General features: G+C 72.1%; 12 protein-coding genes and 2 tRNA genes. 13 read left to right on the plus strand and 1 reads right to left on the minus strand.

Going from position 1 to position 13,846, the window contains the following annotated elements; all coding sequences use genetic code 11:
* Positions 1 to 440 precede the first annotated feature (440 nt).
* From kdpF to AB0E96_RS28470, 6 genes are all read left to right on the plus strand, one after another.
* On the plus strand, positions 441 to 530 hold the full coding sequence (kdpF, locus tag AB0E96_RS28445) for a K(+)-transporting ATPase subunit F (protein WP_045693083.1): 90 nt from the start codon (positions 441 to 443) through the stop codon (positions 528 to 530).
* A gap of 1 nt (position 531) precedes the next feature.
* Positions 532 to 2,196: a potassium-transporting ATPase subunit KdpA gene (gene kdpA, locus AB0E96_RS28450; RefSeq protein WP_359828469.1), complete on the plus strand. Its 1,665-nt coding sequence runs from the start codon at positions 532 to 534 to the stop codon at positions 2,194 to 2,196.
* On the plus strand, positions 2,196 to 4,310 hold the full coding sequence (gene kdpB, locus AB0E96_RS28455) for a potassium-transporting ATPase subunit KdpB (RefSeq protein WP_359828470.1): 2,115 nt from the start codon (positions 2,196 to 2,198) through the stop codon (positions 4,308 to 4,310). Before kdpA ends, kdpB begins: the two co-directional genes overlap by 1 nt.
* 21 nt (positions 4,311 to 4,331) lie before the next feature.
* On the plus strand, positions 4,332 to 4,967 hold the full coding sequence (kdpC, locus tag AB0E96_RS28460) for a potassium-transporting ATPase subunit KdpC (protein ID WP_359828472.1): 636 nt from the start codon (positions 4,332 to 4,334) through the stop codon (positions 4,965 to 4,967).
* A 120-nt stretch (positions 4,968 to 5,087) separates the two neighbouring features.
* Complete coding sequence (locus AB0E96_RS28465; RefSeq protein WP_359828474.1) at positions 5,088 to 7,682, plus strand: sensor histidine kinase KdpD; 2,595 nt, start codon at positions 5,088 to 5,090, stop codon at positions 7,680 to 7,682.
* Positions 7,675 to 8,349 (plus strand): response regulator, encoded by a 675-nt coding sequence (locus tag AB0E96_RS28470; protein WP_359828476.1) that lies wholly within the window; start codon positions 7,675 to 7,677, stop codon positions 8,347 to 8,349. Before AB0E96_RS28465 ends, AB0E96_RS28470 begins: the two co-directional genes overlap by 8 nt.
* A gap of 332 nt (positions 8,350 to 8,681) precedes the next feature.
* Here AB0E96_RS28470 and AB0E96_RS28475 read toward each other — a convergent pair whose 3' ends face one another.
* A complete protein-coding gene (locus AB0E96_RS28475; protein WP_359828478.1) occupies positions 8,682 to 9,950 on the minus strand; it encodes a hydrolase in 1,269 nt (422 codons plus the stop codon).
* Positions 9,951 to 10,228: 278 nt separating this feature from the next.
* Between AB0E96_RS28475 and AB0E96_RS28480 the strand changes: the two genes are divergently transcribed.
* The 7 genes from AB0E96_RS28480 (at position 10,229) to AB0E96_RS28510 (ending at position 13,822) form a co-directional block, all read left to right on the plus strand.
* Positions 10,229 to 10,301: transfer RNA gene (locus AB0E96_RS28480), tRNA-Thr, on the plus strand.
* Positions 10,302 to 10,344: 43 nt separating this feature from the next.
* A tRNA-Met gene (locus AB0E96_RS28485) sits at positions 10,345 to 10,417 on the plus strand.
* An 83-nt stretch (positions 10,418 to 10,500) separates the two neighbouring features.
* Positions 10,501 to 10,665, plus strand: a complete 165-nt coding sequence (gene rpmG / locus AB0E96_RS28490; protein WP_006604855.1) for a 50S ribosomal protein L33 — start codon at positions 10,501 to 10,503, stop codon at positions 10,663 to 10,665.
* Between the two features lie 115 nt (positions 10,666 to 10,780).
* Positions 10,781 to 11,239 carry a MaoC family dehydratase N-terminal domain-containing protein gene (locus AB0E96_RS28495; protein ID WP_359828480.1) on the plus strand — a complete coding sequence of 153 codons (459 nt, stop codon included), beginning with the start codon at positions 10,781 to 10,783 and terminating at the stop codon, positions 11,237 to 11,239.
* A gap of 5 nt (positions 11,240 to 11,244) precedes the next feature.
* On the plus strand, positions 11,245 to 11,667 hold the full coding sequence (locus AB0E96_RS28500) for a MaoC family dehydratase (protein WP_359828481.1): 423 nt from the start codon (positions 11,245 to 11,247) through the stop codon (positions 11,665 to 11,667).
* A 127-nt stretch (positions 11,668 to 11,794) separates the two neighbouring features.
* Entirely contained in the window at positions 11,795 to 12,346 is a 552-nt protein-coding gene (locus tag AB0E96_RS28505; protein WP_359828482.1) for a TetR/AcrR family transcriptional regulator, read from the plus strand.
* 99 nt (positions 12,347 to 12,445) lie between these two features.
* Positions 12,446 to 13,822 (plus strand): MFS transporter, encoded by a 1,377-nt coding sequence (locus AB0E96_RS28510; protein WP_359828483.1) that lies wholly within the window; start codon positions 12,446 to 12,448, stop codon positions 13,820 to 13,822.
* Positions 13,823 to 13,846: the final 24 nt, after the last annotated feature.

Below are 13,846 nucleotides of genomic sequence, written 5' to 3' on the forward strand. Positions count from 1 at the left end.
TGACGTAGTTGCCGACCAGACTGCGGGCCACCGTGATGCCGCGCGCGCCTGCCCCCGCCCTCGCGCCCCCACCCGCACATCTCGGCCCGATCACGACGGTCTCGGTCCGGTGAAGCGCCCGTCAACGTCGCGTCAACGTCGCGCTATCACCCGTATGGAGGGCGTCAGGGGCCAATAACGCGCCCCTGACGGCTGCTTTGCTGCATCTGCCGGTCGTCCGCCGGCGCCGCGCGAGCCCTTCGGCCCAGGTCGCGGCATCTCCCGAACCGCTCTGGTGGAGCCCATGTCCGATCTCATCTACGTCGGTGTCACGGTCGCCGTGTTCGCCGTCATCGCCCTGATCGCGCGGGGGGTGGAGAAGCTGTGAGTGAGCGCAGCGAACGAACCATTGTGGGGCGCGTGTCGCGCCAGGTGCCCGGCGAGCGCAGCGAGGTGGCCGCATGAGCGCGGAGAACATCGCTGGCTTGGTCGTGGCCGTCGCGCTCGTCGGCTATCTCGTCGTGGCGCTGATCTTCCCGGAGAAGTTCTGACATGGGATCCACTCTCGCGGGCTGGCTCCAGGTCATCGCCCTCGTCGGCGCGCTGGCCCTGTGCTACCGCCCCCTTGGCGACTACATCGCCAAGCTCCTCACCTCCGCCAAGCACCTCAGAGTCGAGCGCGGCATCTACAAGCTGATCGGCGTCGACGGGGACGCCGACCAGCGGTGGCCGGCGTACCTCCGCTCGGTGCTGGCCTTCTCGGCCGTCTCCGTCCTCTTCCTCTACGGCCTGATCCGCCTCCAGGGCTACCTGCTGCTGAACCTGGGCGTTCCGCAGATGGAGGGCCACCAGGCCTGGAACACCGCGATCTCGTTCGTCGCCAACACCAACTGGCAGTCCTACGGCGGCGAGTCCGCGATGGGCCACCTGGCGCAGATGGCGGGCCTGGCAGTGCAGAACTTCGTCTCCGCGGCCGTCGGCATCGCCGTCGTCGCCGCGCTGGTCCGGGGTTTCACCCGCAACCGGACGGACCGGGTCGGCAACTTCTGGGTGGACCTCGTCCGGATCAACCTGCGCCTGCTGCTGCCGGTCTCGATCGTCTTCGCCCTGGTCCTGGCCGCCAACGGCGTGATCCAGAACTTCCACGGCTTCCACGAGGTCACCAACCTCGCGGGCGGCGTCCAGAAGATCCCGGGCGGGCCGGTGGCCTCGCAGGAGGTCATCAAGCTGCTCGGCACCAACGGCGGCGGCTTCTTCAACGCCAACTCGGCGCACCCGTTCGAGAACCCGACCGGTTTCACCAACCTGGTCGAGATCTTCCTGATCCTGCTGATCCCGTTCGCGCTGCCGCGGACCTTCGGCCGGATGGTGGGGGACAACCGCCAGGGCTACGCGATCGTCGCCGTGATGGGCCTGTTCTGGATCGCCTCGGTGGGTCTGCTGACCCTCGCCGAGTCGCAGCACCAGGGCACCGCCCTGCAGGCCGCGGGCGCCGCGATGGAGGGCAAGGAGCAGCGCTTCGGCATCGCCGCCAGCTCGCTGTTCGCCGCTTCGACCACGCTGACCTCGACCGGTGCGGTGAACTCCTTTCACGACTCGTACACGCCGTTCGGCGGCGGGCTGACGGTCTTCAACATGATGCTGGGCGAGATCGCGCCCGGCGGTGTGGGCTCCGGCCTTTACGGGATGCTCGTGCTGGCGGTCGTCGCGGTGTTCGTGGCCGGTCTGATGGTCGGCCGCACCCCCGAGTACCTGGGCAAGAAGCTCGGCGGCCGGGAGATGAAGTTCGCCTCGCTGTACATCCTCACCACGCCGACGATCGTGCTGGTCGGCACGGGTGTGGCGATGGCCCTGCCGGGCGAGCGCGCCGGGATGCTCAACTCGGGCGCCCACGGCTTCTCCGAGGTGCTGTACGCCTTCACCTCGGCCTCCAACAACAACGGCTCGGCCTTCGGCGGCATCACCGTCAACACCGACTGGTACGACACCGCGCTCGGCCTGGCGATGATCTTCGGCCGGCTGCTGCCGATCGTCTTCGTCCTGGCGCTGGCCGGCTCGCTTGCCCAGCAGCAGCCGGTCCCGGCCACCCCGGGCACCCTGCCCACCCACAAGCCGCTGTTCGTGGGCCTGCTGTCGGGCGTGATCCTGATCGTCGTCGGCCTCACCTACTTCCCGGCCCTGGCTCTCGGGCCGATCGCGGAAGGTCTGTCCTCCTGATGTCCACCCCTACGCTCAACCCCGCACCGGCCGACAAGGCCGAGCCTGCCGCGCCGCACAGAGTGGCGAGCGGTCTGCTCGACCCCAAGCTGATCGTCGCGTCCCTGCCGGACGCGGTGAGGAAGCTCGACCCCCGGGTGATGGTCAAGAACCCGGTGATGTTCGTGGTCGAGGTCGGTTCGGTGGTCACCACCGTCGCCGCGATCGCCGACCCGTCCGTGTTCGCCTGGGCCATCACCGTCTGGCTCTGGCTCACCACGATCTTCGCCAACCTGGCCGAGGCCGTCGCCGAGGGGCGCGGCAAGGCCCAGGCCGACACCCTGCGCAAGACGAAGACCGAGAGCGTCGCCCGCCGCCTCACGAACTGGCCCGCGACCCGGGCCGAGGAGGAGGTGCCGGGCACGGCGCTGCGGCTCGGCGACCACGTGGTGGTCGAGGCCGGGCAGGTCATCCCCGGTGACGGCGACGTGGTCGAGGGCGTCGCGTCCGTCGACGAGTCGGCGATCACCGGTGAGTCCGCGCCGGTGATCCGCGAGTCCGGCGGCGACCGCAGCGCCGTCACCGGCGGCACCAAGGTGCTGTCCGACCGGATCGTGGTGAAGATCGCCTCGGAGCCCGGCAAGTCCTTCATCGACCGGATGATCGCCCTGGTCGAGGGCGCCGCCCGGCAGAAGACGCCGAACGAGATCGCGCTCAACATCCTGCTGGCCTCGCTGACCATCGTCTTCCTGGTCGCGGTCGTCACGCTCCAGCCGATGGCCACCTACGCGGGCGCCCCGCAGTCGATGATCGTCCTGGTCGCCCTGATCGTGGCGCTGATCCCGACCACGATCGGCGCGCTGCTCTCCGCGATCGGCATCGCGGGCATGGACCGGCTGGTGCAGCGCAACGTGCTGGCGATGTCCGGCCGTGCCGTCGAGGCCGCCGGCGACGTCAACACCCTGCTGCTCGACAAGACCGGCACCATCACCCTGGGCAACCGCCAGGCCGCCGAGTTCCTGGCCGCCCCGGGCGTGTCCACCGACGAACTGGCCGACGCCGCCCAGCTCTCCTCCCTCGCGGACGAGACCCCGGAGGGCCGCTCGATCGTGGTGCTCGCCAAGACCGAGTACGGTCTGCGGGCCCGCGCCCAGGGCGAGCTGACGCACGCCACCTGGGTCCCGTTCACCGCCCAGACCCGGATGTCCGGCGTCGACCTGGAAGAGGCCGAGGGCCTTCACCAGGTCCGCAAGGGAGCGGCCGGCGCCGTCTCCAACTGGGTGACGGAGAACGGTGGTTCGGTCGGCGGCGAGGTCTCCGCCCTGGTCGACGGGATCTCCGCCGCGGGTGGCACCCCGCTGGTGGTCGCCACCAGGGTCGGCGACGGGCCCGCCCGCGTCCTCGGGGTCATCCACCTCAAGGACGTGGTCAAGGAGGGCATGCGGGAGCGCTTCGACGAGCTCCGCCGGATGGGCATCAAGACCATCATGATCACGGGCGACAACCCGCTGACCGCCAAGGCGATCGCGGAGGAGGCCGGCGTGGACGACTTCCTCGCCGAGGCCACGCCCGAGGACAAGATGGCCCTGATCAAGAAGGAGCAGGAGGGCGGCAAGCTGGTCGCGATGACCGGCGACGGCACCAACGACGCCCCCGCGCTCGCCCAGGCCGACGTCGGCGTCGCGATGAACACCGGGACCATGGCGGCCAAGGAGGCCGGCAACATGGTCGACCTGGACTCCAACCCGACCAAGCTGATCGAGATCGTGGAGATCGGCAAGCAGCTCCTGATCACCCGCGGCGCGCTGACCACCTTCTCGATCGCCAACGACGTGGCCAAGTACTTCGCGATCATCCCCGCGATGTTCGCCGGGGTCTACCCGGGCCTGAGCCACCTCAACATCATGGGCCTGCACAGCCCGCAGTCCGCGATCACCTCGGCGATCGTCTTCAACGCCCTGGTCATCATCGGCCTGATCCCGCTCGCCCTGCGCGGCGTGCGCTACCGCCCGTCCGACGCCAGCTCGCTGCTGCGCCGCAACATCGGGGTCTACGGCTTCGGCGGCCTGGTGGTGCCGTTCGTCGGCATCAAGCTGATCGACCTGATCGTCCAGTTCATCCCCGGCCTCGGCTGACGCGGGGAAGGAGAGAAAACCATGTCCAAGCCCCTGCCGACGACCCTCCGCACCCACTTCACGGCCCTGCGGGTCCTCCTCGTGCTGACCGTGATCCTCGGGGTCGCCTACCCGCTGCTGATCACCGGTGTCTCCCAGGTCGCCTTCGGCGACAAGGCGAACGGCTCGCCGGTCTCGTCCGACGGCAAGGAGATCGGCTCCAGCCTGATCGGCCAGAACTTCGACCTCCCGAAGAAGGACCCCGAGGACCCGAAGGAGGAGGCCCGGCCGGACCCTAAGTGGTTCCAGCCCCGGCCCTCCGCCGCCGGGACCGGCTACGACGCCTCCTCGTCCAGCGCCAGCAACCTCGGCCCGAACAGCGAGGACCTGCTGAAGGCCGTCGAGGACCGCCGCGCCGCCGTCGCCGCCTTCGACGGCGTCGACCCGGCGAGCGTCCCGGCCGACGCGCTGACCGCCTCCGGCTCCGGCCTCGACCCGCACATCTCGGTCGCGTACGCCAAGGAGCAGGCCGACCGGGTCGCCAGGACGCGCGGCCTGCCGCTGGAGACGGTGAACAAACTGGTCGACGAGTACACCGAGGGCCGCTCGATCGGCTTCCTCGGCAACGAGGGCGTCAACGTCGTGCTGCTCAACAAGGCGCTCAGCGAGCAGAAGTGACACCACATCGAACAAACGGGTGACCGGGCCGGCCCGGGTGCGGGAGCATGCCTCCCGCGCCCGGGCCGGCCGACCCGCGTCCGCAGACGTGCACCACCTCCGATGGAAAGAGCAGTGCCCATGGCTCGCGACCTCACCCCCGGCACCGGCATCCGCGGCGGCCGCCTGAGGGTGTACCTCGGCTCCGCACCGGGGGTCGGCAAGACCTACCGGATGCTGGACGAGGCCCGGCGCAGACAGGAACGCGGGGTCGACGTCGCGGTCGGCTACATCGAGTGCCACGGCAGACGCCACACCGAGGCCATGCTGGCGGGCCTGGAGGTCCTGCCGAGGGTCCACCGTGCCTACCGGGACGCCGAGTTCGAGGAGATGGACCTCGACGGCGTGCTCGCCCGCCGGCCGTCCGTCGTACTGGTGGACGAGCTGGCGCACACCAACATCCCCGGCGGCCGGCACGCCAAGCGCTGGCAGGACGTCGAGGAGCTGCTCGCCGCCGGGATCGACGTCATCACCACCGTCAACATCCAGCACCTGGAGTCGCTGAACGACGTCGTGCGGAAGATCACCGGCATCCCGCAGCGCGAGACCGTCCCGGACGAGGTGGTTCGCCGGGCCGACCAGATCGAACTCGTCGACATGGCCCCGCAGGCGCTGCGCCGCCGGATGGCCCACGGCAACGTCTACAGGGCGGAGAAGGTGGACGCCGCGCTCTCCAACTACTTCCGGGTCGGCAACCTCACCGCCCTGCGCGAACTCGCCCTGCTCTGGGTGGCCGGGCGGGTGGACGAGGGCCTGCGCGACTACCGGGCCAGCCACAACATCGACCGGGTCTGGGAGACCCGCGAGCGGGTCGTGGTCGCCCTCACCGGCGGCCCCGAGGGCGAGACCCTGATCCGCCGGGCCGCCCGGATCGCCGACCGCACGGCCGGCGGCGACCTGCTGGCCGTCCACGTCTCCCGCAGCGACGGCCTGGCCGGCGCCTCCTCCGGCGCGCTCGCCCAGCAGCGGCTGCTGGTGGAGACCCTCGGCGGCAGCTACCACGTGGTGGTCGGCGACGACGTCCCCACCGCGCTGCTCACCTTCGCCCGCGCCCACGACGCCACCCAGCTGGTGCTCGGGACCAGCCGCCGCGGCCGGGTCAACCGCTTCCTCACCGGCCCCGGCACCGGGCAGACCACCGTGGACGCCTCCGAGGACATCGACGTCCACATGGTCACCCACGAGTTCACCGGCCGCGGCCGGCTGCCCTCGCTCGGCCGCCGCCACTCCCGCCGCCGCACCATCGCCGGCTACCTGGCCGGGCTGGCGGTGCCCTGGCTGCTCACCGTCCTGCTCTCGCAGGCGCACCACAGCATCAACCTGACCACCGACGCGCTGATCTTCCAGCTCGGCGTGGTCATCGTGGCCCTGCTCGGCGGCGCGGTGTCGGCCCTGCTGGCCTCGGTCGTCGCCTCGATGCTGCTCAACTACTACTTCATCCCGCCGACCCACAGTCTGACCATCGGCGAGACCAACAACATCGTCGCCCTGGTGGTCTTCGCGGCCATCGCGCTCACCGTCTCCACCGTGGTCGACCACGCCGGCCGGCTCACCAGCCGGGCCGCCCGCGCCACCGCCGAGGCCGAGACCCTCTCCACCCTGGCCGGCAGCGTGCTGCGCGGCGCCGACGCGCTGCCCGCCCTGCTGGAGAAGTCCCGGACGGCCTTCGGCATGCGGGCCGTCGCCCTGCTCTCCCGAGCCGACGACGAGGTGCTCGCACACTGCGAGGGGGACCACCAGGACGACGGCGAGGGGCCGCACGAGACCACCGAGGTCCCGGTCGGCACGGACGCCGTCCTGGTGCTCACCGGCCGCCGGCTGCCCGCCGCCGACCAGCGGGTGCTGACCGCCTTCGCGGCCCACGTCGCCGCCGCGCTGGAGCGCGACCGGCTGGCCGTGGTCGCCGCGGAGGTCGAGCCGATCAAGGCCGCCGACCGGATGCGCACCGCCCTGCTCGCCGCCGTCAGCCACGACCTGCGCACCCCGCTGGCCGCCGCCCGCGCCTCGGTCGGCTCGCTGCGCAGCCCCGACGTCGAGTTCTCGCCCGCGGACCAGGCCGAGCTCCTCGCCACCGCCGACGAGTCGCTGGTCAAGCTCACCCGGCTGGTCGACAACCTGCTCGACATGAGCCGTCTCCAGGCCGGCGCGCTCACTCTGCACCTCACCGAGACCCACCTGGACGAGATCCTGCCCCGGGCGCTCGACAGCCTCCCCGACCCGTACGCGCCGGTCCAGCCGCTCGACCTCGACACCGCCCCGCCGGTGCTCGCCGACCCGCCGCTGCTGGAGCGGGTGCTCGCCAACGTGATCACCAACGCGCTGCGGTACAACGCCCCCGGCGCGCCCGTCCTGGTCACCGCCAGCCACCACGCCGACCAGGTCGAGATCCGGGTGATCGACCGCGGCCCCGGCATCGCCCCCGAGGACCGCGACCGGGTCTTCCTGCCCTTCCAGCGCCTGGGCGACACCGACAACACCACCGGCGTCGGCCTCGGCCTCGCCCTCTCCCGCGGCCTCGCCGAGGCGATGGGCGGCAGCCTGGAGGTCGAGGACACCCCGGGCGGCGGCGCCACCATGCTGCTCACCCTGCCCGTCGCCGCCGGGGCCGCCGGGGCCGTCGCGGACCCCGCCACCGCCGAGCCCGAAGTTCCAGGGGAGGAACCCACGCATGAGTGAGATCTTGGTCGTCGACGACGAGCCGGCTCTCCTGCGCACCCTGCGGATCAACCTCAGCGCCCGGCAGTACGCCGTCCGCACCGCCGCCAGCGGCGGCGAGGCCCTGGACCGCGCCGCGCACAGCGCCCCGGACGCCGTCCTGCTCGACCTGGGACTGCCCGACCTCGACGGGATGGACGTGCTGCGCGGCCTGCGCACCCACAGCGCGATGCCGATCATCGTGCTCTCCGGCCGGACCGACGCCGCCGACAAGGTGGGCGCCCTGGACGCGGGCGCCGACGACTACCTCACCAAGCCGTTCCTGATGGACGAGCTGCTGGCCCGGCTGCGCGCCGTGCTGCGCCGGCCGCTGGGCGGTGTGCCGCTGGGCCGTCCGGTGATCGGCGACCACACCGTGGACCTCGCGGCGACCGCGGTGAACGGCCCGAACGGCACGGTCCGGCTCACCCCGACCGAGTGGCGCATCCTCGCCCTGCTGCTCGCCAACCCCGGCCGGCTGGTGCCCGGACGGCAGATCCTGCGCGAGGTGTGGGGCCCGGCCCAGGAGGAGCGCGGCAACTACCTGCGGGTCTATTTCGCGGGGCTGCGCCGCAAGCTGGAGCGTGACCCGGCCCGGCCCCGGCACCTGATCACCGAGCCGGGGATCGGGTACCGGTACGTGCCCTGACGGCCCGGTGCGGCGGTGACGGCCCGGTGCGGCGGTGACGGGCCGGTGCGGCGGTGGCGGCCCGGTGCGGCGGTGGCGGCGCGCAGGCCGTCAACGCGCCGTCAAGAGCGGATCGTTGGGCGACAGGAGGGCGTCAAGGCCGCCTGGCGGCGGTGCTCCGTGGGCGTAGTGTCGTTCTCGAACGAGCGGCCCTGCTCCGTGTGGGGGAGGCCTGGGGCCGCCTCGTCAGCCGTCCCCGGACGGCCGGCAGGTGGGGGAGGGGCGCGCGACACCCGTCGCGCGCCCCCATCTGCTTCCCGCTGCTTCCCGTCGCCCCGGAATCGCCCCCCGGCTCAGCCGTTCCCGCCCCCGCACTGCCGGGGCAGCGCCAGCGCCACCGTGTCCGCGAACTCCCGGACCGCGCTGGTCCGGCTGACCACCCGGCCGCCGTGCACCACCAGCCGGCTGTGCCCGCCCGCGAGCGCCCCGGCCAGGCTGTCCCCGCGCACCGCCAGCAGCTCCGCCGGGAACCCGGCGTCCACCCGGACGGGCGCCAGCCCGAGCGCCGCCCGGGCCTGGTTCGCCACCGCGTCGTACGCCGCCTCCGGCTCCAACTCCCCGCCGGCCGCCAGCAGATAGGCCGATTCCAGCGGATCCGCCCGGCCGACCGGGTTGGACTGGTCGCGCAGCGCCCCGCTGCCCGCCGCCAGCGGTACCCGGGCGGCCGCCAACTCCCGCACCAGGCCCGGTCGGAGAACCGGCGTGCGGCCCTCCAGCCCGACGCAGCAGCCGTTCTGGGGCAGGCAGACCACCCGGACCCCGCTGCTCGCCAGGACCGTCGAGGCGCCCCGGGCCAGCGACCCGCACGGGCCGAGCGTCACCCTCGGCCGCAGCGGCGCCAACGCCCCGGCCATCCTGGCGAGTTGGGTGGAGTCGGCGGCACTGGTGTGCAGGTCCACCGAGCAGTCCGCCTCCCGGGCGGCCTCCAGCAGCAGCTGCACGTACCCGGCCGGGTCGGGGTCCAGCTCCGGGCATCCGCCGGCCGCCGTGGCGCCCAGCTTGAGCGCCTCGCGCAGCTGCGCCCGGCCGTCCGCGCCGGCCCGTCCGGTGAGCAGCCGGGGCATCGCCACCGCCTGGAGCTCGGCCAGCCCGCCCAGGGCCTGCCGGGCGGTGAGCACGGCCTCCAGACGGCGCAGTCCGTGCACGTCGCCGATCCGGACGTGGGTGCGCTGGGCGGTGGCGCCGTAGCCGAGCGAGGTCAGTGCGGCCTCGGTGATCCGCCGGGTGAGGTCGGCCGTGGTGTCGGGCGGCGGGGTGGTCAGGGCGGCCGAGAAGGCGGTGTCGTAGTGGGCGTGGGCCTCGGCGGGGGCCGGGAGCAGCAGGTAGCCGCGCAGGTCGATCCGGGCGCCGGTGGTGACGGTGGGCGCGCCGGGCAGGGCGGGGAGCGGGCCGAGGCTGCCGACGGTGCCGACCGCCTGGATCCGGTCGCCGCTGATCCGGACGTCCACCACCCGCCCGTCGGCCAGCCGGGCGCCGGTGAGCAGCAGGACGGGGCCGTGCCCGAGCGGGTTGGCCGCCGGGCCGGGCCCGGAGTGCGGCCCGTCGGCGGCTGCGCTGTCCATCGCCGGCTCCTTCTCGCGCCGGCCCGTGCGGGCGGCCCCGTACGGCCGGCCCGTACCGGCGGCCGGCTCTCCCGATCAATGAGCGTCGAGCCTATGGGCCCGGGGGGCGGGGCGCCGGGAGGCGGGCAATAGTCGTATCGGGTCGGGCCGCACGCCTCCGGGGCCGATCGAACGCCGGGCCTTGGATCGTCCGTCCGTACCCCTCGCCCACCTGCGGTCTTCGCCGCGGGATACGGATTTCACCTCCGGGCGCGAAACGTGTAATCTCTTCCTCGTTCGCCCCTATAGCTCAGTCGGTAGAGCGTCTCCATGGTAAGGAGAAGGTCTGCGGTTCGATTCCGCATGGGGGCTCGGGTGAGAAGCAGTCAGCTCCGGCTGTGCTGCGGATCACTGTGGCGGTGTAGCTCAGTTGGTAGAGCAAGCGGCTCATAATCGCTGTGTCACCGGTTCAAGTCCGGTCACCGCTACCCCGCGTAGTCGGTCGGGAGATCGCACTCCCGGTCGGCTACTCTTGTTGTGTTCTTATTCGTTGTCCAAGGAAGGCACTCCCGTGGCTGCCACCGACGTCCGCCCGAAGATCACGCTGGCCTGCGTGGAGTGCAAGGAGCGGAACTACATCACCAAGAAGAACCGGCGTAACGACCCGGACCGTCTTGAGATGAAGAAGCACTGCCCCCGCTGCAACTCGCACACCGCGCACCGCGAGACCCGCTGACCCTTTCGCAGGGCGACGGGCCTGTGTGAATTCAGGTCTTCATGCTCCGGGCCGCATCCCTCAGGGGGTGCGGCCCGGAGTTTTTTCGTATCCACCCGCGTTCCGAGGAGCTGCCATGGCGCTCGACCCCTCCTTCATCGGGCGTAGTTACCCGCCCACCGAGCCGTACGAGGTCGGCCGGGAGAAGATCCGCGAGTTCGCGACCGCGATCGGCGACGCCAACCCGGCGTACCGGGACCCGGAGGCGGCCAAGGCGCTGGGGCACTCCGACGTGATCGCCCCGCCGACCTTCCCGTTCGTGATCACCTACCGGGCGGCCGCCCAGGTGGTCGAGGACCCGGAGCTCGGGCTGGACTTCAGCCGGGTGGTGCACGGCGACCAGAAGTTCGTCTACACCCGCCCGGTGCGGGCCGGCGACCGGCTGTCGGTCGTGGTGACCATCGACAACATCAAGTCACTGGCGGGCAACGACGTGCTCACCGTGCGTGGCGAGGTGACGGACGGGACCGGCGAGCACGTTGTGACGTCGGTCATGACCCTGGTGGCCCGGGCCGCCGACGAGGCGGGGGAGTGAGCGCGATGGCGATCGACTACGACGGGATCGAGGTCGGCACCGAGCTGCCGGCGCAGTCCTTCCCGGTGACCCGCGACACACTGGTGCGGTACGCGGGTGCCTCGGGCGACTTCAACCCGATCCACTGGAACGAGAAGTTCGCCCTGGAGGTCGGCCTGCCGGACGTCATCGCCCACGGCATGTTCACCATGGCCGAGGCGATCCGGGTGGTCACCGACTGGGTCGGCGACCCGGCCGCGGTGGTCGAGTATGGCGTGCGCTTCACCCGGCCGGTACCGGTGCCGAACGATGGCGTCGGTGCGGTGGTCGAGGTCTCGGCCAAGGTCGCCAAGAAGCTGGACGACCGCAGGGTGCAGGTCGACCTGCTGGCCACCACGGGCGGCCAGAAGGTGCTCGGCATGTCCCGGGCGGTCGTCCGCCTGGGCTGAGCGGCCGGGATCCCGGCTCCGGCCGGTGTCACGCGCGGCCGTGGCCCGAGCCCCCCTCCCGCTCGGTGGGGGGCTCCGGCCGCCGCGGGCCTTGCATAGGTAGTGATTGGCCACTAACTTAGGACCCATGGCGAAGTCGAGCATCCGGATGAGCGCGGAGGAGCGGCGCGAGAGCGTCGTCCGGGCCGCCATGACCGAGTTCGCCCGGGGCGGGTACCACGGCACCTCCACCGAGGCGATCGCCCGCCGGGTGGGTGTCTCGCAGCCGTACCTGTTCCGGCTCTTCCCGTCCAAGCAGGCGATGTTCGCCGCGGCCGCGGAGCGCTGCGTCGAGGAGACGTGGCGGGTGTTCGACGAGGCCTCGACCGGGCTGACCGGCCAGGACGCCGCCGACGCGATGTCCACCGCGTACATGGGCCTGGTCGAGAACGGCGACCAGCTGCTGATGCAGATGCAGCTCTACGTCTCGGTGTCCGCCGCCAGGGCGGCGGGCGAGGAGGAGGTCGGGGAGACCGCCCGGCAGCTGTGGGAGGGCCTGTTCGACCGGGTCAGGATCCGGCTCGGCGGCGACGCGCAGGACGCGACGCGGTTCTTCGCGTACGGAATGCTGATCAACACCCTGGTGGCGCTGGGCTATCCGCCGGGCCACCGGATCTGGGCCGGCTTCGACGGGTGCTAGGCGCCCGGCGGGCGGGTCGCGCGGGGGACCGTGCGGCCCTTTTTTCGGCCCCAAGAAGTTATTGATCGATAACTACCTAGAGGGAACTGGGGGGACGTCATGACGGAGAAACCCGCCATGGGCAGAGCCGCGATCTGGACGTTGGTGATCGTCAGCGCGGCCGGCTTCATGGCCGCGCTGGACAACCTGGTGGTCACCACCGCGCTGCCGTCGATCCGCGAGGAACTCGGCGGAGGGCTGTCCGACCTCGAATGGACGGTCAGCGCCTACACCCTGAGCTTCGCCGTGCTGCTGATGTTCGGCGCGGCCCTCGGCGACCGCTTCGGCCGCCGCCGGATCTTCCTGGTCGGCCTGGCGGTCTTCACCGCCGGCTCCGCCGCGGCCGCGCTCTCGCCGGGGATCGGCGAGCTGATCGCCGCCCGCGCCGTCCAGGGCACCGGTGCCGCGGTGATGATGCCGCTCACCCTCACCCTGCTCACCGCCGCGGTGCCCGCGGCCAAGCGGGGCATGGCCTTCGGCATCTGGTCGGGGGTCAGCGGCCTCGCCGTCGCCGCCGGGCCGCTGATCGGCGGCTCGCTGACCGAGCACTTCTCCTGGCAGTGGATCTTCTGGGTGAACGTCCCGGTCGGCCTCGTCCTGCTGCCGCTGGCCTTCCTGCGGCTGGGCGAGAGCCGGGGCCCGGGCCGCGCCCTGGACGTGCCCGGGACGGTGCTGGTCAGCCTGGGGATGTTCGGGGTCGTCCTCGGCCTGATCCGCGGCAACCCGGACGGCTGGACCAGCCCCCTGGTCCTCGGCACCCTGACCGCCGGCACCCTGCTGCTGGCCGCCTTCGTCTGGTACGAGCAGCGGGTGGCCGCCCACCCGATGCTGCCGATGCGGCTGTTCCGCAGCCGGGCCTTCTCCGCCGTCAACGCGGCCAGCCTGCTGATGTACCTGGGGATGTTCGGCTCGATCTTCCTGATCAGCCAGTACCTCCAGGGCGTCGGCGGCTTCAGTCCGCAGGAGGCGGGCGTCCGGATGCTGCCCTGGACGGCGATGCCGCTGCTGGTCGCGCCCGTCGCGGGCGTCGTCTCCGACCGGATCGGCGGCCGGCCGATCGTGGTCACCGGGTTGGCGCTGCAGGCCGCGGGCCTGGCGTGGTTCGGCCTGGTCGTGGACGGGAACACCGGCCTCGACTACGTCGCCCAGCTGCCGGCCATCGTGATCTGCGGGATCGGCATGTCGCTCTACTTCGGGCCGACCGCCCAGCTGGTGATGGCCAGCGTCCGGCCGCAGGAGCAGGGGATCGCCTCCGGCGCCAACAACGCGCTGCGCGAGGTCGGCGGGGCGCTCGGGGTGGCGGTGCTCGCGGCGGTGTTCTCGGCCCAGGGCGGGTACCAGTCGGCGCGGGCCTTCACGGACGGGCTGGTGCCCGAGGCTGGCCGGGGCCCACTTCAGCACCGCGTTGGATCTCATGCCTCCGGCCAAGGGGCGTGACCTGGCGACCTACACCATCCAGAG

It is taken from the genome of Kitasatospora sp. NPDC036755 (assembly GCF_040636595.1).
Lineage (GTDB): Bacteria > Actinomycetota > Actinomycetes > Streptomycetales > Streptomycetaceae > Kitasatospora.

Excerpts from the sequence above, each read along its gene's own strand:
- AB0E96_RS28500 (WP_359828481.1), top strand. The coding sequence starts at position 11,245 with ATGGCGATCGACTACGACGGGATCGAGGTCGGCACCGAGCTGCCGGCG.
- AB0E96_RS28475 (WP_359828478.1), bottom strand. The coding sequence starts at position 9,950 with ATGGACAGCGCAGCCGCCGACGGGCCGCACTCCGGGCCCGGCCCGGCG.
- AB0E96_RS28495 (WP_359828480.1), top strand. The coding sequence starts at position 10,781 with ATGGCGCTCGACCCCTCCTTCATCGGGCGTAGTTACCCGCCCACCGAG.
- kdpF (WP_045693083.1), top strand. The coding sequence starts at position 441 with ATGAGCGCGGAGAACATCGCTGGCTTGGTCGTGGCCGTCGCGCTCGTC.
- AB0E96_RS28465 (WP_359828474.1), top strand. The coding sequence starts at position 5,088 with ATGGCTCGCGACCTCACCCCCGGCACCGGCATCCGCGGCGGCCGCCTG.
- AB0E96_RS28510 (WP_359828483.1), top strand. The coding sequence starts at position 12,446 with ATGACGGAGAAACCCGCCATGGGCAGAGCCGCGATCTGGACGTTGGTG.
- kdpB (WP_359828470.1), top strand. The coding sequence starts at position 2,196 with ATGTCCACCCCTACGCTCAACCCCGCACCGGCCGACAAGGCCGAGCCT.
- AB0E96_RS28505 (WP_359828482.1), top strand. The coding sequence starts at position 11,795 with ATGGCGAAGTCGAGCATCCGGATGAGCGCGGAGGAGCGGCGCGAGAGC.
- kdpC (WP_359828472.1), top strand. The coding sequence starts at position 4,332 with ATGTCCAAGCCCCTGCCGACGACCCTCCGCACCCACTTCACGGCCCTG.
- kdpA (WP_359828469.1), top strand. The coding sequence starts at position 532 with ATGGGATCCACTCTCGCGGGCTGGCTCCAGGTCATCGCCCTCGTCGGC.
- AB0E96_RS28470 (WP_359828476.1), top strand. The coding sequence starts at position 7,675 with ATGAGTGAGATCTTGGTCGTCGACGACGAGCCGGCTCTCCTGCGCACC.